This window comes from Salinibacter altiplanensis, assembly GCF_002894645.1.
Lineage (GTDB): Bacteria > Bacteroidota > Rhodothermia > Rhodothermales > Salinibacteraceae > Salinibacter > Salinibacter altiplanensis.
On sequence record NZ_NCQY01000030.1, the window covers coordinates 181,435 to 200,263 of the forward strand.

General features: G+C 62.5%; 11 protein-coding genes and 1 tRNA gene. 6 read left to right on the top strand and 6 right to left on the bottom strand.

All coding sequences use genetic code 11. From position 1 onward, the window contains the following. The first annotated feature begins 112 nt into the window (after window positions 1-112). Genes pruA through B7R93_RS12840 form a run of 3 tightly spaced genes read left to right on the top strand, consistent with a single transcriptional unit; the run spans window position 113 to window position 3,297 of the window. Window positions 113-1,798, top strand: coding sequence for an L-glutamate gamma-semialdehyde dehydrogenase (gene pruA / locus B7R93_RS12830; protein ID WP_103021153.1), 1,686 nt, complete (start codon window positions 113-115; stop codon window positions 1,796-1,798). A gap of 57 nt (window positions 1,799-1,855) precedes the next feature. Then, the gene (locus B7R93_RS12835) at window positions 1,856-2,317 is read left to right on the top strand and encodes a hypothetical protein (RefSeq protein WP_103021154.1); all 462 of its coding nucleotides are present in this window, start codon (window positions 1,856-1,858) and stop codon (window positions 2,315-2,317) included. Between the two features lie 50 nt (window positions 2,318-2,367). Next, window positions 2,368-3,297: a GntR family transcriptional regulator gene (locus B7R93_RS12840; protein WP_103021155.1), complete on the top strand. Its 930-nt coding sequence runs from the start codon at window positions 2,368-2,370 to the stop codon at window positions 3,295-3,297. A gap of 7 nt (window positions 3,298-3,304) precedes the next feature. Here B7R93_RS12840 and B7R93_RS12845 read toward each other — a convergent pair whose 3' ends face one another. The 6 genes from B7R93_RS12845 to mnmM form a co-directional block, all read right to left on the bottom strand. Then, window positions 3,305-5,932, bottom strand: a complete 2,628-nt coding sequence (locus B7R93_RS12845) for an HD family phosphohydrolase (protein ID WP_103021156.1) — start codon at window positions 5,930-5,932, stop codon at window positions 3,305-3,307. Between the two features lie 126 nt (window positions 5,933-6,058). Further along, window positions 6,059-7,387 carry a helix-turn-helix domain-containing protein gene (locus tag B7R93_RS12850; protein WP_103021157.1) on the bottom strand — a complete coding sequence of 443 codons (1,329 nt, stop codon included), beginning with the start codon at window positions 7,385-7,387 and terminating at the stop codon, window positions 6,059-6,061. Window positions 7,388-7,535: 148 nt separating this feature from the next. Further along, a tRNA-Pro gene (locus B7R93_RS12855) sits at window positions 7,536-7,609 on the bottom strand. Window positions 7,610-7,733: 124 nt separating this feature from the next. Further along, window positions 7,734-8,960, bottom strand: coding sequence for a bifunctional alpha/beta hydrolase/OsmC family protein (locus B7R93_RS12860; RefSeq protein ID WP_103021158.1), 1,227 nt, complete (start codon window positions 8,958-8,960; stop codon window positions 7,734-7,736). A gap of 46 nt (window positions 8,961-9,006) precedes the next feature. Further along, a complete protein-coding gene (locus tag B7R93_RS12865) occupies window positions 9,007-9,786 on the bottom strand; it encodes an NRDE family protein (protein WP_103021159.1) in 780 nt (259 codons plus the stop codon). Window positions 9,787-9,847: 61 nt separating this feature from the next. Continuing rightward, the gene (gene mnmM, locus B7R93_RS12870; RefSeq protein ID WP_103021160.1) at window positions 9,848-10,429 is read right to left on the bottom strand and encodes a tRNA 5-(aminomethyl)-2-thiouridylate-methyltransferase MnmM; all 582 of its coding nucleotides are present in this window, start codon (window positions 10,427-10,429) and stop codon (window positions 9,848-9,850) included. Between the two features lie 160 nt (window positions 10,430-10,589). On the opposite strand from mnmM, the gene aroB reads away from it, so the two are divergent. From aroB to rnr, 3 genes are all read left to right on the top strand, one after another. Next, the gene (gene aroB, locus B7R93_RS12875; protein ID WP_103021161.1) at window positions 10,590-11,672 is read left to right on the top strand and encodes a 3-dehydroquinate synthase; all 1,083 of its coding nucleotides are present in this window, start codon (window positions 10,590-10,592) and stop codon (window positions 11,670-11,672) included. 91 nt (window positions 11,673-11,763) lie between these two features. Continuing rightward, entirely contained in the window at window positions 11,764-16,593 is a 4,830-nt protein-coding gene (locus B7R93_RS12880) for a translocation/assembly module TamB domain-containing protein (protein ID WP_232798418.1), read from the top strand. A gap of 130 nt (window positions 16,594-16,723) precedes the next feature. Beyond that, window positions 16,724-18,829, top strand: a complete 2,106-nt coding sequence (rnr, locus tag B7R93_RS12885) for a ribonuclease R (RefSeq protein ID WP_103021163.1) — start codon at window positions 16,724-16,726, stop codon at window positions 18,827-18,829.

Below are 18,829 nucleotides of genomic sequence, written 5' to 3' on the forward strand. Positions count from 1 at the left end.
CTGCCGGAAAGAAGATCCGACCGACGACGTCCAACGAACATGCTCAGTTCTCCACCCGTACCTGGGTTGTAGATTACGTCTCCTACACAATCCCTCTCTACGCTCCCTGCCCATGAACAACGCTTATCCTGAAAGTCCCACTCCCGAGAATGAACCGGTTCGCTCCTACGCCCCTGGGTCAGCCGAACGGCGATCCGTTCAGGAGCGACTCGAGGAGTTGCGGAATCAGACCATCGACATTCCGGCATTCATTGGCGGAACCCCCACCTACACGCCCTCGACCTCCGAGGTCGTTCCGCCCCACGATCATCAGCATACGCTCGGGCACGTGCATCAGTCCGGAAGTGACGCCGTCGACGACGCGATCGACGCAGCCCTGGCGGCGAAGGCCGAGTGGGCCGCCATGGACTTTTCGGACCGGGCTGCCATCTTTCTTCGTGCCGCCGACCTGATTGCGGGCCCCTACCGGGACACCCTCAACGCGGCCACCATGTTGGGACAGGGAAAGAGCATTCACCAGGCGGAGATCGACGCGGCCTGCGAGCTTATCGACTTTCTTCGGTTCAACGTTCACTACGCGGAGCAAATTTACCGCAACCAGCCAAATGACTCGGAGGGCATCTGGAACCAGATGCAGTACCGGCCGCTCGAAGGCTTCGTGCTGGCCGTGACGCCCTTCAACTTCACCGCCATCCAGGGAAACCTTCCAGCAGCCCCGGCCCTCATGGGCAACACGGTCCTGTGGAAACCTGCCTCTCGATCGGTGTACTCGGCATTTTTCTTCTACAAGATTCTGGAAGAGGCGGGGCTGCCTCCCGGCGTAATCAACATGCTCCCCGCCGATGACGGCGCGGCAGTAGGAGATCCCGCCCTCCAATCTGAGCACTTTGCAGGCCTCCACTTCACTGGATCGGTCGGGACGTTTGACCACCTCTGGTCCACGATCGGAGACAACCTGGACACCTATCGTACCTATCCGACCATCGTCGGGGAAACAGGGGGCAAAGACTTTATTGTTGCCCATCCGTCTGCTCACGTCGAGCAACTTGCCACTGCCGTTGTACGCGGGTCGTTCGAGTATCAGGGACAGAAGTGCTCTGCGGCCTCTCGCCTCTACATGCCCGAGTCGATCTGGCCGGACGTCCGACACGAAATTACAACACAGCTGGACGAGGTGAACGTCGGTCCGCCCGAGGACTTCACGAACTTCTTGAACGCGGTCATCGATCAACGGGCGTTCAACAAAATCGTGGGATACATCGAACAGGCCCGTGAGTCCGACGACGCCGAAATTATTTACGGCGGAGACTCCGACGACTCGACGGGGTACTTCATCGAACCCACCCTCATCCGCGCCCACGCCCCGAAAGAGACGACCATGTGTGAGGAGATCTTCGGCCCCGTAACAACGGTGTACGTGTACCCGGATGAGGAATTCGCCTCTACCCTCTCCCTCGTGGACGAGACCTCGCCCTACGGACTGACGGGATCGATTTTTGCCCGGGACCGTGCGGCCATCACGCTGGCAGAGGACGTTCTCGAACAAGCTGCCGGCAACTTCTACATCAACGACAAGCCGACAGGAGCAGTGGTGGGCGAGCAGCCGTTTGGCGGAGCCCGGCGCTCGGGCACCAACGACAAGGCCGGATCTGCCTACAATCTCATGCGGTGGGTCTCCCCCCGGGCCATCAAGGAAAATCTCACCCCGCCGACCCACCACGGATACGCCTGGAATCAGCCCGACGCTACAGAAGCAGCAGAAGCTCCACACGGGGCCGGAGACGGAGCGGTTGCGTAGGAAACCCGGGCGGCGAGAACACTGCAGACTGTCCTCTCTTTTCATGGGATCGTCCCGATGGACGAGGCTACCGTTTTCGAGAGTAGTCACCATCCCGAGGGGAACTCGTGGGGGCGGGTCTACACACGGTTCCTCCCCCGTCCCCTCGGGGTGTGTACCCTGCCGTTGATGGTGGGCGCCACCACCTCCGCTCTCCTCGAACAGCCCATCTGGGCGTATCTCGTGTGGGGACTTCCCGCAGCCATTGCCCTGGCGACAGTATGGACGCACTTTTCTTTGAACCGCACCCTGGCCGAGGTAAGTTTTCGCCCTGGCCAGGCAGCCATTCGGAGCGTCTACGACGTCCTCGTTGATCAACCTCGGGACTGGACGCCCATTTTCAACGTCCGCACGACATCCTTCGACGTAGAACTTGCAATCGGCCGGACGACATACCTGCTTCAGGCCACTCAGTGGCCCAAGTTCCAAGCCCTCCGCAATGCAGCCCAAGAATCGCTCTGTGGGTCCTCGCTTTCTTAGCGAAAAAACGTGATTCGCTTAATTCATTTGCAATAACGGAATTAAACGTGATGTCGACCTTGGAGATCGACCACGGCGCAACTGTATCCGTACGGGAACAGCTCGTCAACCAGCTCCGCTATCTCATCGCGTCTGGGCACTACAACACCAACGACACACTTCCCTCAACCCGCTCGTTGGGCGACCAGCTCGACATCTCGTTTCACACGGTCCGGAAAGCATACCAGGAGCTGGAAGAGGAGGGTCTTCTCAACTCACAGGTCGGAAGTGGATACACCGTTAAAGAGCGGACCCCTCTGCCCAAGAGTGAGCGGATGGAGCGCGGGGCCAAAGTGGTGAACAATACGCTGCAGCAGCTGGTGGGACTGGGTCTAAGCGACGTGGAAATCGAATCGCTCTTTCAAGAGCAGGCCACTCTGCTCGACCACGCCGGTCTGGAACGCAAGCTGATTGCCGTGGGCCCTCACGACGAACTGAACCGCATGTGCGCCGACCAGCTGGGCACCGCCCTTCAGAAGACCGTTCTCCCAATCTCACTCTCTCGGGTCGAACGCCACAAGGACGCGGACTTTGCCTTCTCCCCGTACCCTCATCTGAAAGAGGTGCTGGAAACCCTCTCCCGCACCGATACGATGGGATTCTCGACCCATCTTTCCCCCACCGTTCTCGAAACGGTGGCCCGTCTCCACAACCGGGAGACGCTCGGACTGGTGACGCGCCGCCAGGAGACCATTCCCCCGCTTTCCGAAGAGCTCCGATCGCACACGGCGTACGACGGACAGGTGATCGCCGCGTCGATTGATCGCGAAGCGGACCACCTGCAGAGCTTCGTTCGGGAGACGGACCTGCTGCTCGCAACCCCGGCGAGCCAACGTCGCCTTCGCCCCTATCTAGACGAATCTGTCCACGACTTCGAGGAACTGAAGCTACTGGTCAGCAAAGATTCCACGCAGGCCATCGCCGATGCAGTGCCGGCGTAGCCGCCCTCTACTGCTCTTCTGACGACGCCTCTTCATCCTCAGATTCAGTGGCGGCGGGGCCCTTCGTGACAGGAGCACTCCCCCTCCCGTTCGGGGTCGCCGGCATCCTTCCACCGGCCGAAGAGGGGGACGAGTGAGGGGACGCATCCGCAAGCTGAGGCCGGGGTTCTTTCCGTGAACGCTCCGCCGACGACGCCTCCGGTTCAATCCAGCCCCCCCACGCGTCTTGGCTGTAGACGATGGACACGTTCATGTACGGCTGCTCCGCCCGGAGGGACACCACCTCGAAGTCCGGTTCGGCGGATGTGTCTTCCTGGTCGGGGTACTTCACCCGCACGTGGTAGATGCCGAGCAGCATCTTTAGGAACGTATCTTTGATCCGGCGGAGGTCTCGGAACGTGAGGTCCGTATTGTCGAGCTGCCCATCATCGATGCGCTCGCTGAAGAGAAGATCGATGAGGTTTTCGAGGCGACGAGGCGAGGGGTCCTCGAGGCTCCGGCTCGCCGCCTCCACGGAATCGGCCAGCATCAGAATGCCAGTTTCTTTCGAGTCCGGCTTGGGCCCAGGGTAGCGAAACTCGGACTCGAGAACAGATTGGTCCGTGTCCGCCGCTTGGCTAAGGGCCTTCTGGTAGAAATATTCGATGCGTGCCGTCCCGTGGTGCATCGGGATGAACTTATGCACCTGTGCCGGCAGTCCGTCGTCCGTCCCCATCTCGAGTCCCTCCTTCACGTGGCTGGCAATGATGAGGGCACTCATGCGAGGCTTCAACTCGTCGTGCGGGTTCGACATGGTGCGCTGGTTTTCCACGAAATACTCCGGCTTCTTCATTTTGCCGATGTCGTGGTAGAGCGCCCCCACCCGGGTCAGTAGTGCATGCGCCCCAATCCGGTCGGCGGCCGCCTCGGCGAGGTTTGCAACCTGAAGCGTGTGGTTAAACGAGCCGGGGGCGCGGAGGCTCAGCTCTTTGAGCAGTGGGCGGTTTGTGTCGGACAACTCCAGCAGCGTCAGGTCCGTCGTGATGTCGAAGGTGCGCTCCAGCGCCCAGAGGAACAGCGAGGAGGTGATCGTAATGGCGGAAGCGATCGCCGCGTAGGCCAGATCGGGAACCACGCGTTCGAAGGAAAGGTCAAGATACAGCCAGGTCGCAAGAAGGACGAGCGTATACCCTACGAAGGCCAGTCCGCCACTCACGAAGAACTGCCCCCGATTTTTTATGTCTCGGACGCTGAAGATGCCGAACGCCCCGGCGAAAAAAGCGGCGCTCGTGTATTCGAGATCAAGCCCGAGCATTTGTCCTCCGGTCAGGGCCAGGACCAGCGTTCCAATGAGGGCAATTCGAGAATTGAAGACAATGGTCAACAGAACCGACGCAAGCGGGACGGGCACCACGTACAGGGACCAGGGGCTTCGTATCGCGATCCCGTAGAGAGCAATGATGAGTGCAAGAACCACCGACATCAGAATCAGGTCCCGGTTTTTGGACCAGATGTTGGGTCGGAGGAGGTAGAGGTAGAAAAAGAGGAACCCGAAGCCGAGCAGGGTAAAGAGCCCCTCCCCCCCTAGCTGCTTGAGCACGATGCTGGACCCAAGCTGATCGCTTTTCGCCCGTTCGAGGGAGGTCAGTTTGCGCTTGATTTCTTGCGTCACTCGCTGCCCAGTGCGAACGATTGGCTCTCCCTTGTCCACACCTCCTTGAATGGCAGTCACCTTCTTGGCACGCCGCTCGCGTTCCTGCATTGTGTCCTCACGCAGGTATTGAAGCGAGGGAACGAAGATCGCCCGAAAGAATGATGAGGCGATTCGGGAGTGCTCTCGGTTCGCGGAGAATTGCTCACGAAGCTGGCGCTCGGCGTAGTCGAACGCTTCGTTGAGGCCGTAAAGATTGTTCTTGTCCGCCCTACGCTGCGTCTGATCTCGCTGGTTCCGGACAATGATCCTGTCGGTCCGCACAGAGTCTCGGGGCCGGTTCATGACACCGAGACTGAGAAGCTGCCCCCCCACCTCAAACGCCGCGTCGATCAGACGTCCGTACAGACGGGACGACGTCTGATCGGAGGGCCGCCGAGAGGCAGAGCGAAGGTCTTGCACCTCGTCCGCGTGCTGGGAGGCCAGGTACTCCCACTCGGAGGCGCTCAGCGTCACCTGAGCATTTCGGCGGCGCCGTACGTACTCCAGCGAATCCTGGCGGGCAGTCTCCGATTCTCCCTGCTGTCGATGATAGCGATAGCTCGCGTAGGTCCCCAGGATGCGATTCAGTTGGCGGCGTAGCGTGTCGCGGTTTTGCACGAGTTGCCGCGACGCTCCCTGAACCTCTTGAAAATAAGGAGGGGTATTGTCCCGAACGGTGTCCCGCCGGGCCTCCACACGCTCGGGGTCGAGGTAGACGGGAAATTTGAACGGAGCACTGAGGGTTGACTGGCTCCATGTGTCGCCCACCTCAACCGTATACTCGTAGAAGTCTCCGCGTGGGAACGCCGCGACGGTCAAGGCCACGAGCCCCAGAAACAGCCCTCCACGCAGGGCCCACCCGCGCCAGGCCGCGGTGGCCTCAGAGTCATCCCCCGTTTCGAGATCATCCCCCACGGGTTGAGGCGCCCGCCGGCTCCAACCAAGCAACTCAAGAAGTCTCATAGTGGACCATGAAACCAGTAGAACGAGTGCCGTGGGTCCTCAAAAGTCCGGGAACCAGGACGCGGCCGAGCAAACCCCAAATGCAGGGGAAACACGGAGGATCCCCTCACATGTGCAAGAGGATCGCTACGGCTCTGGGTCGGACGGTCCTACGGACAGGGTGTCTGAGGCTGGAGTGGCCTCTCTCAGCTCGATGGTATCGGGAGCGTTCGGAACCGAGCCGGGAGTGCCACGGAGCGTATCTGCAAACTGCTCGGCCGTGTCCCGGCGAATGATGACACGCCCTTGATCATCGGTCGAGGTGATGGGGTACCGGTATCCTTCAAGAAGAAGCTGCAGGCTGTCGAGCTGATTCTGCAGCGTCACCCGTTCCCTGAACGGAAACACGCGGGCCTCTCCCGCCTCAATCCAGTACGGGCGCCGGAGGTTGTCGTCCTGCTGGACCCGAAGCTCACGAACGTCCGCGGTTGCACGGACCGTGACGTAGAGGGTATCCCCGAGCGTGATTTCGGCCGGGGCCCGCCGGGACCTCTGCTGTACCGATGCCATGGTGTCGGCCGGAGTCTCGGCAGACGGAGGATCAGCCTGGGAGGCCGAGGCGGCTTCTACGGGTTCACTCCCCGATGAGGCTGGGGAAGCCCCTTCGTCTTGGACGAAGTAGTTTGCCAGCCCCCCTGCCAGCGCGAGAAAAAGGAGGATTCCCACGGTCGCAAGGAGTTTGCCCCGATGGGTCGAGACGAAGGCCTTCGAACCTTCGGAAGGGCGGGCGGTCTGTGACGGCCCGTTTCCCTTTGTCGGACGGGGGGAGCTCCCACTCGTCTCTTCTTTCTCCGGCAGATCCGAAAAGTGCTTGGGGACCTCCTCTGTTTCATGAGGCGGCGACTGTTCCTCGCGGGGCGAAGGAGCGGGCTCTTCTTGATCACTGAGGGCATCGACCGGCGGCTCCGACGAAGAATCTTCAGAAGAATCAAGCGTCGACCCGGCCGTTGCATCTTGAGGAGAGGGGCCTGAAGGGCTCTCTCCAGCTTCGGGTGCGTCCTCCGACGCTGGGGGAAGATCGGCCGTGTCGGCTCTCTCGTCCCCTTCCTCTTCGGAGGCATCCGGCACAGGGGCGTCCGTGTCGTCTGACTCCCCCTCTGCCGACGGCGGTGCGTCAAGAAACGCGGCTGCAAGCTGGTCGTCGTACGCGTCCGAAAGGGCAGACTCAAGGTGGCCCACGACTGTTTCCGCAGGCAGCCCAACGGCCTTGGCGTAGGCACGGACGAATGCCTTCAGGTACACCTCATTCATCCGTGCTTCCTCGTGCAGGACACCGTTTTCGAAGGACTTCAGGTGAGAGGCATGAACCTGCATTTCCCCTCGGACCGCAGCGAGCGACACGCCCCGGTCCTCACGAATATGGCGCAGGTCGCGCGCAAGTCGCTGCAGGGCAGGAGTGTCCAGATCATCGGGCATGGTGACAGAGAGAGTCGGTGGGAGGTCCCGGGCCCAACGTCAGTCCCCATCGAACGGAGGCCTGCCGACGGAGCCAATCGGCAAACCTGCAAAGCAAAAGGCCGTTCCGCCGGCGCAATCCGGGGAAACGGCCCTAAAGAGCAAAGAGTCGGGACGGCCGGATTTGAACCGGCGACCTCATGTACCCCATACATGTGCGCTACCGAGCTGCGCCACGTCCCGTGTGTAAATGTACGACTTCATATGACACAAACCGCTGTGGGTTCGCATCGTGGGCCCCAAATAGGGGCCCATTCCCTGTGAGTTCTCAACGAAGGCCGCTCGATGAGAGTTCGGCCCGATGAGGCTAGCTCTCATCGGATCCCTCCAGAGAACGGAGTGAAGACTGAACATCGACTTCACCATGTAGCGTCCGGTGAACGGGACACTTGTTGGCAATCTCAAGGAGCCGCTCACGTTGGTCCTCGCTGAGAGGGCCCTGAACCTCAATTTCCCGTTTGACGCGGTCCACTTTTCCCTGCTCCGTCTCGCAGTGATCGCAGTCGTCCGCGTGAACCTTGTCGTGGGACAGGCGGACAATTGCCTCGTCGAGCGGCCACTCTTTACGGTCGGCGTACATGCGGAGCGTCATTCCCGTACAGCTGCCGAGTGCCGACAGCAGGAAGCCGTACGGGGTAGGGCCGTCGTCGTCTCCCCCCACGTCCTCGGGCTCGTCCCCAACCAAGGAATGAGAACCCGCTTGAATTTCGGTGCGGTACCCGTTTCCTGTGCGCGTCACCACGTCTTCGTCCAGCGGCTCGGGCTCAGAGCGGGACGGGTCGACATACTTTTTGGCCCAGGCCCCCAGGACCACCCCCAAATACTCGGCGTCCGACCGGTCCGTAAGAAGGTGATTCGCATTGTCGAGAGAGACGAAGCTCTTTGGGTGCTTGGCCGCCTGAAAAATCTTGGCGGCGTTGTCCACTCCGACGGTCCGGTCGACCGGCGAGTGGAAGATTAGCAGGGCCCGGTCGAGGCTCTGAATGGTGTCCTCCATCTTCGTCGCGGCCAGGTCATCGAGGAATTGCTTCCGGATCGTGAAGGTCCGCCCCGCCAGCCGGACGCGCGCTTCCCCTTTCTCTTTGATATCCGCCACCGCGTCCTGGAGGTGTTGGGTGACATGTTCAGGATCGTACGGAGCCCCAATGGTGGACACAGCCTGCACGGAGTCAAGCCGCCGAGTGGCCTGGAGCACCGCCGCGCCGCCCAGCGAGTGTCCCACTAGGATGCGCGGGGCCTCATAGTGGTCGGCAAGGTAATCGGCCGCCGCAATCAGATCCTCCACGTCGGAGGAGAAATTGGTGTCCGCAAAGTCTCCCTCGCTGTCCCCGAGCCCAGTGAAGTCAAACCGGAGGACGGCAATGCCACGGCGGGTCAGCGCCCGGCTGATGGCCCCGACGGCTTGCAGATCCTTAGAGCATGTAAAGCAGTGCGCGAAGAGAGCAAACGCACAAGGCGACTGGCCCTCGGGCCGGTCAAGCCGAGCGGCCAGGGCATTTCCATCATCATTTTCAAATCGAAGCTTCTCGGACATAGGGGGAGGGGACAATCTTTTTCAGAACGAACGGGGAGAAAAGAACCTAGGGCGTCGTGCGAGATCTCAGGCTGAGCGAAAAGTCACGTGTTTCGGTGGGGACTCCGTGGTCAAAGCTTCGCTCGAGAAACATGACCTGTCCGCTGCGATGAACGAGAAGGACGGTCGAGGCGCGGGTGCCGTACGCCTCGTCCCCATCGATAAACGGCGGCGAGAGCATCCGTTCCGTTTTCAGTCCCACGCCCGTGCTGGGGAGCCTGTCGTCCGGGGCGGGTTCACGGTCGTCCAGGATATCGAAGAGGACGTCGGCAGAACGGCCTCCCTCATCACAGAACGCCTCCAGCCGCGAGGTGCCCCGCTCCACCTTCGGCCACGGGGCGTCGAGCCGAGCGTTGCTCATGCCGTGAATTCCGGAGGGCACTGCCCGAGGGATGCCGTCCCGATTTGTAAAGTAGCGTGTGCTCTCGGGCGTTCCAACGAGCAGGTTAAACCCGTTGTACCGGTCCGCCTCCGCTTTCACATTTTCAAGGTACGCATCCGGAGCGGGCTCGTCTCGCAGGTAGTCCGCCACGAGCCTTCCCCGGGACGGGGCGTCGTTCGAGGAGGGCCGCTCGTCTCGCACGTTGGTCACCGTCGCCCAGTGCCCCCGCCGCGTGATGCCCAGCCACGTCCCCCCTTCCTTCAGGTCGCGCCCAGCCAGCACGTGCGGCGCATCGTCCCAGAACCCAGCCGGAGCCGTCGGGCGCTGGTAAAACTCATCCCGGTTTCCCGCGAAGATGAGGGGGTACTCTGGATGCACGTCGTTTGCGAAGAGGATCAGGCACATGGCGCGTCCGTGAGGTAAACCGGTGAGAAGACAGGACTGCTGCGGCAGATTCGTCCGGCGTCTACGTGTCGCCTCGCTTCTCCACCGCAAATAGACGCGGGGGGTCGTTGCTCCAATTCGAGAACTGGTAGGACAGAGCCCGGAACCGATTCTGCGGCAGCGCCGACACCCAGGCCTCGACGGCCCGGGCCTCCGCCTCCCCCCCGTCGTGTCCGGTGTAGACGACCACCGTGAGGACGCCACCATGCCGGAGCTCTTTTGCACCGGCCTCAAGGGCCTGACGAGTGGTCTCGGGCCGTGTGGTCACCGTATGATCGCCCCCGGGTAGGTAGCCCAGGTTGAACATGATGGCATCCACCTCTCCCCGTTCCGTCCCGCCCAGTTCGTGGGCGAGGGTCTGGTGGCCCGCGTGCACCAGGCGGACGGTCCCCTCCAGGCCCTCTGCCTCCAGGCGTCGCCGCGCCGCAGTCAGGGCGGCCTCCTGGACGTCAAACCCCACGACGGTTCCAGACGGCCCCACCGCCCGTGCCAGAAATGCAGTGTCGTGCCCGTTTCCGACCGTGGCGTCCACCGCAAGCCCTCCCTCGTCGATCGCACGCCCGGCGAGGGTGTGTGCATAGTCCAAAATCGACGAAATGACCATGTGGGCTGGGGGTATGCTACAGGCTTTGCGAGTACCCGGGACACGAAAGGCCCTCGAAACGGTGCGATCAGACTCCTCGAATTTTGCGGAGACAAGGAATCTAACGCCTCATCAGTCCGTGGGGACCTGTACGTAAATCGTGCTGAGACTTTCCGCCTCTATGTCCGTCTTTGTTGACCTCGACGCGCGAAGCTATACCGTCCATTTCAATTCCCTTGCTACTGTGCCGTCGCTACTAGAGGACACCGGACTCTCGCCGGGGCGGTGTCTTCTCGTCACCGACGAAAATGTAGCCCGTCACTACAAAACGCCACTTGTCAGGGGCCTTTCCAACGCGGGATGGACGGTGCGTTCCATTGTCCTTCCCCCCGGGGAGCAGACCAAGTCGGCCTCGTGCCTTCACCGCCTCTACGAAAACGCTCTCACCTGGGGCATCGACCGGCAGACCCCGGTGCTCGCCCTTGGGGGCGGCGTTATTGGGGATCTCGCAGGATTCGCCGCAGCGACCCTCCTGCGCGGACTGCCCCTCGTGCAGTTGCCCACCTCCCTCCTCGCCCAAGTCGATGCATCGGTGGGGGGCAAGACGGCCATCAACCACGAAACCGGAAAAAACCTGATTGGCGCTTTTTATCAGCCCGACGTCGTCTGTGCCGACCCACATACGCTCGACACCCTGCCGATGCGAGAATACACCAGCGGAATGGCGGAGGTGATCAAACATGCCCTGATCCGTGCCCCTGCACTCTTCGAGACCCTGGAGGAGCACCTGGTTTCTGTAATGAGCCGAAAAGATCGAGAAACCATTTCGGCCGTGATTGAAAGCGCCGTGAGCGTGAAGGCCAACGTCGTCAGCGCCGACGAGCGGGAAGAGGGACAACGTGCCATTCTGAACTTTGGGCATACCTTCGCTCATGCCCTCGAACGGGTGGCGGGGTACGGCACGTTTACCCATGGGGAGGCCGTCGCGCTCGGCATGCGAGCAGGTCTCTACCTCTCCCATCAGCGTCACCCCGAGGCACTCCCCCGAGAGCGGCTGGACCACGTGCTCCGTGCGGTGCCGATTGAGTCCGATCCCTCCACGCTGTCGTTCTCCGACCTGTACGCGGCAATGTCGGCGGACAAGAAAAATGAGGGCGACACCATTCGCTTCGTGCTCCTTGAACAGTTGGGGGAGGCGTACGTGACCGGCAGTGTGACAGAGGCCGACGCCCGTCACGCATGGCGGTTTGCCTGTTCAGACTGAACCGCCCTCTCCCGCTCCGCCGGGGCAACGCGCCAGTGCCCGGCGGTCGCCTCGGTAGCACCTTCCCTCTTCTCCGGCCCGGCCCGTCCTCGTGCCCAACTCACCGTCCCGTCGCTCACTGACCGAACCGCTTTGGCGGGCCCTCCGCGTGGCACTGGGGGCGATGCTGGTGGGAGCCGTCCTCGTCGTAGGCCTCACGCGGACGGAGGTCGGCCGCGATCAGATCCGTCAGCAAGTCGAGGCTCAGTTCAACCAACAATTCCGGGGGACCCTTTCGGTCGACTCTTTGAGCGGCACCCTTCTCACCACCATTGAGGCAAGCGGGGTGCAGCTCTACGATCCCTCTGGCACCCTCGTGGGAACCGTCGAGGCGGTTCAGGCGACGCCACAATGGGCCAACCTCTTGTCCACGGAGTTGTCCATCCAGTCCCTCACTCTCATTCGGCCTCACCTTCTTCTGCGCCGGGACTCTGCAGGGGCGTGGAATGTCGCACATGCTTTTCGTCAAGTGTCTCCCTCCTCGGGAAACACCTTCGACATAACATTCGCGGACATTGAGGTTCAGCAAGGCCGCGTGACCACGTCCCGGGCCGGGCCCGCCCCCGAACTTGTCCAACGAGGCTGGCTCTTCGACTACACGCAGACGACCGTTGCGAACCTCTCGTTCAGCGCCGTTGCCCAACGGACGAGCACGAGGAGCTCCGTTGAGCTTCGCAATGCATCGTTTTCCGTGCCGGGCGAGGACCTCCGCGCCACGTTCGTCGAGGGACGGGCCCAACGCACCTCGGACGGCTGGTCGATCACGGACCTGGATTGGTCACTGGGGACCACGCGCATTCGGGGAGAGGCTTCTGTTCAAACGACCGCGGCTGACGGAAGCTCGCCCCAAATCTCGTTGCGTCTGGACCGGAGTCGGATCGACCACGACGAAATCCGACGCCTCGTCCCCCGGCTTCCACTCGCGGACGTTGTCACCCTCGAAGGCACGTTGGGGGGCACCACGCGTCGGCTCAGTGCGGACGACGTGACGATCACCCACAATGGCTCCGTCGCCACCCTCAACGGAACCCTCCAGCGTGTTTCCGACGGGCTCGCGGTGGATCTTCGTCTTGGAGAAAGTCGGCTCGTTCCGAAGGACCTCTGGGAGGTATGGCCGTCCGCCCCACAGCTGCCTCCCGTTGCGGAGAGCCCGTTTAGCCTCACCGCATCGCTGCGGGGGACGACGGCCCCTCCAGACGCCGGTGCTCGGACGTTCGACCTTACGACGCGCCTTGCGATAGACAGTCCACACGGGGCCGTCCGGGGCTCACTGGACGTCGCCCGGTCGTCGCCGTCCGACCTCAGCTACAGTGCCTCGCTCGTGGCAGACAGTCTCAACCTTGCGCCCCTGACCGGTCGACCCGCCCTGACGAGCCGACTGTCAGGGCAGGTCGAGGGCAGCGGGGCTGGCACGCAGCTCGGCATTCTTCAGGGCTCGGTCGACGTGTCCCTCACGGACTCTGAGATTGCCGGTCGTTCGTTTGCCTCCGCCGACGGCTCACTCGCAATTGATGGGGATAGCAGCGGGGGCACCATGAGGATCCGACAGGAGAATGGAGGGCGTTTGTCTATCGAAGGAGCGACTCAATCCCTCGATCGCCACCCCGCCTACCGGGCCACGGCCACAGGCTCCAATGTCAACCTAAAATCCCTTCTGGGACCCAGTGCCCCGTCCACGCAACTCAATGCACGCTTGTCTATCAGAGGTGCCGGCAAGACGTGGCAGGCCGTCACCGGGACGGCGGCCCTCCAGGTGGACAGTTCTCGGATCAACCGTGGGGACAGTGCAGTTGCGTTGCCGCCGCACTCCGCCACCCTCCGCGTGGCCGACCGCACCGCCGACCGTCCCCGTGTCGAGCTGAGCGGCTCGGCACTCCGTCTCACGGCCGACGGCACCTCACTCGGGCCGGCTCTCTGGACGGCAGCCCGAACCTGGGGCACGAAGCTCCGGGATGCGGTTCGGCGCGAGCGCAGCAAGCCCGCTCCTTCTCGTCAACGGTCGTCCATCCAGCCGTCCCTCTACCTGCCGACCGACATTTCCCCCCAAGAATCTTCCCGGCTTCAATCTTCCCTCCAAGCCGAGGCACATGTTCGGGTCCTTCAGCCCAAGATCGTAAGTGCCTGGTGGGGGGCCTTTCCGGACGAGGCCGACAACCTTACCGCCAGGGCTCGCCTCTCTGTCGGTCCCGATAGCCTCCATACCGCAGGACGCGTCTCGGCCGATTTCATCCGGTCCGGCACCAGGACCGTGACCGACCTGAGCGCCGGATACGACGTGTCCAGTGATATTGGGGCTCCCCTTGCACAATCAACGGTGGCGACGGCCACGGTATCGGCCACCCGGGCCGCACTGGGCGGTCCCCCCCTCACAAACGCCGCCGTTGCCCTCACCTACGGCGGCCGCACCGGCTGGCTCCAAGCGCAAGCAGATAGCGTCGGGGTTGCCAGTTCTGTGCGGCTATCCGGGGGGCTTCACATCACGCCCAGGACCAATGAGCTACGCCTTCAGGACGTCTCGGCGACCACCAACGGCAACGAGTGGACCAATGCTTCATCTGCCTCCCTGCGGGCCTACTCGGGCGCCGTTGTTCTGACGCCACTCACAGTACAGCAGCCCCATCCCGACACCTCTTCTCTGCAAAAACTTCGGATCGGCGGCACCGTCTCGACGCGCCCGTCGGACACTCTAACCGTGGAGGCCCAGCACGTCTATCTTCCTCCCATCTCACAGGCAATGGGACTGCCGCAACTCATCGGCGGCAACCTGAACGGCACGATGCGTTTTCACGGTGGGCTGGACGCCCCCAACCTGGAAACCGAGTTGGGGGTGCGGCGCCTCTCCTTCGACCGTCGGGTCCTGGGCTCTGCTCGCCTTCGCCTGGCGTACACGGCCCGATCTCCAGATCTCCGCGTGAACGGGCACCTCCGCTCAGAAGCCCGAGACCTGGAGCAGCTGACGGGGCCGGACCTGGTCCCCGAGGGGGCACGAGCGGTCGAGCCCAACGACGTCTCTGTGTCTGGTCGGGTGCGGCTCCCCGAATGGGCCCGTGTGGGAGATCTTGAGCGAACCTCGGCCCTCCCTCCGGAAGAAACCCTAGATCTTTCAGTGGGGGTCACACGTGCGGACCTCTTCTTCTTTCGGTACATCTTCGAGGAGCGCGTCGCGGGCATGCGCGGATTCGTCACCGGGCCGCTCCACATCGGGGGGCGAGTGCGCGACCCTGAGTTTGAGGCAGACTTCGACATCGTGAACGGGGCCGTTCAGCTGCCGGTCTTTGGGCTGTCCTACGAGGTGGAGGGGCCTGTGGCGGTGGACGAACGCGGCATCCACGCCCGCACGCTCCAGGTCCGAGACGATGAGGGCACTGCCACCGTGGACGGGAGCATTCTGTTCAATGACTACCAGTATTTCTCCTTCGACCTGTCGGCCGCACTAGACGGCATTACGGTAATCGACGTATCGCAGGCCGAGGACCTTCCGTTTTATGGCCATATCCGGGGCTCAGGCCCCTTGCATCTCAACGGCCCTCTTCCCGACGCTACCCTCTCGTCAAACACGGCACGGACGACGTCGGACAGCGAGCTCTACATCCCCGTCTCCGGGCGAACGGTGGAGGAGGACACGGGCTTCATCGTCTTCGCCGACTCCACAGGCCGCCCCCCCTCCGTATCACAGCCAACACGCCGCCCCAACATCTTGGCGGACCGCCCGGAGGGCGTTCCCTCTTTCGTGGAGGGCCTCAACCTTGACCTCAATGTCATCGCTCCGGACGAGTCGACGGTTAACCTCGTCTTCGATCCACTGGTGGGCGATGTGGTAACGGTCGTTGGCTCCGGCCGGGTGCAGTTGCAGCGGAGGGAAGGCGATTTTTCGGTCTACGGGAGCTTCAATGCGACCGGCGGCACCTACCTGTTCACGGCCGGGGAGGTCTTTGTGCGTCGCTTTGCCATCAGCCAAGGCACCATCACCTGGGACGGCAGCCCCACCAATGCCCAACTGGATCTGGATGCCGAGTATCGCACCCGCGCCTCTCCCTCCGGCCTGCCGGGCTTCGACGGGTACAGTGGGCGCATCCCTGTTACGGTCCAGCTGGCCATCGCCGGCCGGGTGGCCTCCCCGCAGGTGGACCTCAGCCTGTCCATGACGCGCAGCGAAGAGCGAAACCTGATCGGCTCCGAAACCCTAGACGCCGCTCTCAACCAGCCCGCTCGGACCACGGAGTACGCCACGAGCGTGCTGCTGACGAACACATTTCTCTTGACCACCGAGTCAATCACCCAGAGTGGCACTCCCCGTTCCGGCGATGAAGGCGGTCAACTGACAACGGCGGGCAACCAACTGGCGTTCAACAGCGTGTCTCAGCTCGTATCGAGCCAGCTCAACCGATACCTCGGAGAGGCCCTCCCCAATGTGGACCTCAACTTTGGCGTGCAAGGGGAAGACCCGAGCAACCTGGACCTGATCTACGGGGTGGCCCTGCGCCTGCTCAACGAGCGCCTCATCATTCGGGGCGAAGGGGTGTATACCAACGACGATCCGACCGGCCCGGATGCCCAGCGCGCCGAGGGCCCCCAAGGCGAGTTCATGGTGGAGGTGCGACTCAGTCCCAGCGTCAGTGCCAAGGTATTCTACCGGCGCACCGGGGACGACCTGACCCCCAGCCGCGCCCTCACGAGCAGCCGGGGGGCCGGCGTGTCGTACCAGACCCAGTTCTCAACCTGGCAGTCGCTCCTCCACAGCGTGTTCGGATGGCTGCTGCCAGACGATGATCAGCCGGACGACGAGGCCCCCACCCCGGTTGCCCAACCGTCCCTCTCTCCCCCCGACTCGACCGCCTCGGCCGAAGCACAAGAGGCGTCCCCCACAGACGAGCCTCTGTGACTTTTTCGTGCGGTTCGAACGCTGACGGGCAGGCCGTCGTTGCGTTCTACGAGATTCATACTGACTCCTTTTTCTATCATAGAAATTTACCGCCATTACGGAGACGCAAGTTGACAGCCTTCGACAGGACATCCTCGCCTTTCTGCAAGCTCACCCCGACGACGCCCATCGCTCCCACGAGATTGCGAAGGCGCTCGACATTGAGGACAATGAGACCTACCTCCAGTTCTGTGACGTGCTCGCAGAGATGACCGCCCGCAAACTTGTGGAGCGCGACGGCCGGAAGTACAAGGCCAAAGCCACCACGCGTCAGCACACTGGGGTTCTCCAGTGTCACGACAAGGGCTTTGGCTTCGTTCAGGCCACGGATCAAGACGAGGAGTTCTTTATCCGAGAGGCCAACATGGGAGAAGCCCTGCACGGGGATCTCGTCCGCGTGGCCGTGGCCGCCCGCGCCCCCGAAGACAAGAAGCGGGAGTGCGAAGTTCTCGAGGTTGCCGAGCGGCGCTGCACCAAGGTGGTTGGCACCTTCCGCCACCGAGGAGACTTCGCGTTCGTGGAGCCGGACGACCAGCGCATTCTGCAGGATGTGTACGTCGCCCCGGATGCATTCAGCGGTGCGGAGGACGGCGAGAAGGTGATGGTGTCCATCGAACGGTTTGACGACCGGAAGGCCTCTCCCGAGGGACAAATCCTCCGCGTCATCGGCCCGTCGGACGACCCGAACGTGCGGGTCTTGTCCCTTGCCATGAGCATGGACGTGAAGGCCGACTTCCCCGAGGAGGTGGAGGCTGAAGCCCAAGACATTCCCGTCGAGATTCCCGAGGAGGAGATCGAGCGCCGTCGCGACCTCCGCGACAAGCCGATCTTCACGATTGATCCGGACGACGCGAAGGACTTCGACGATGCCATTCACGTCGAGGAACTAAGCAATGGCCACTACGAAGTGGGCGTCCACATCGCAGACGTGAGTCACTACGTGGAGCCCGATACGGCCATCGATACAGAGGCGCTGGAGCGTGGGACGAGCGTGTACCTCGTGGACCGCACCATCCCCATGCTCCCCGAGAAGCTCTCGAACAAGGTCTGCTCCCTACGGCCCCACGAGGACAAGCTGGCCTTCTCCATTCTTATGGAGGTAACGGGGCAGGGCGACGTGGTGGACCACGAGATTTGCGAGACGGTGATCCACTCCAAGGAGCGCCTCACCTACGACCGCGCTCAAGACTACATTGAGGGCGGCTATCCCAACGACGAGATGGCGGCGGACGTGGTGCAGGCCAACCGACTCGCCAAGACCATTACCCAACGCCGAATGCAGGCGGGCGCCATCGACTTCGGCTCCGACGAGGTAAACGTAATTCTGGACGAGGACGGTACCCCGACGAACATCGTGCGGAAGGAACGCCTCCGGGCCAACCGCCTCGTTGAAGAGTTCATGCTGCTGGCGAACCGAACCGTCGCGAAGCACATCGCCGCGCCGGAGCATGTGGAACGTCACCGTTCAAACGGAACCGACGAGCCGCTCCCCTTCGTGTACCGGGTGCACGACAGCCCAGACAGCGAGAAAATTCAGCAGCTTGCCGAGTACGTTCGCGTCTTTGGTCACGAACTGCCCCTCACCGACGGCAACGCACGCTCTTCAGACCTGGGGGCCCTCATCGATGAGGTCAAGGGAGAGTCCGAAGAACAGGTCATCGTGCGGGCGGCCCTCCGCGCCATGTCGAAGGCTGAGTATGCCGTCGGCAACATCGGCCACTATGGCCTTGGCTTCGACTACTACTCCCACTTCACAAGCCCCATCCGACGGTATCCCGACCTGATGGTGCACCGGCTGCTCAAGCACTACGCCAAGGGCGGGTCGCCTGCGGACATCGAGGATCTTGCGGCCCGGTGCGAACACTGCTCCGAGCAGGAACGAAACGCCGAAGGAGCCGAGCGAGAGTCTGTAAAGCTGAAGCAGGTGGAGTACGTGAAAAACCACGTCGGTGAAAAATTCGACGGGGTCGTCAGCGGCGTGACGAAGTTTGGGGTCTTCGTCGAGATTACCGACCTGTTGGTCGAGGGCCTCGTCCACGTCCGCGAGATGGACGACTACTACGTGTACGACGAGTCGACGTACACGCTTCGGGGCGAGAACAACGGCACCTCGTACCGCCCCGGCGATTCGGTGCGTGTGGAGGTGGCAAGCGCCAGCGTCGAGGACCGCGAAATCGACCTTCTGTTCGTGGACTAG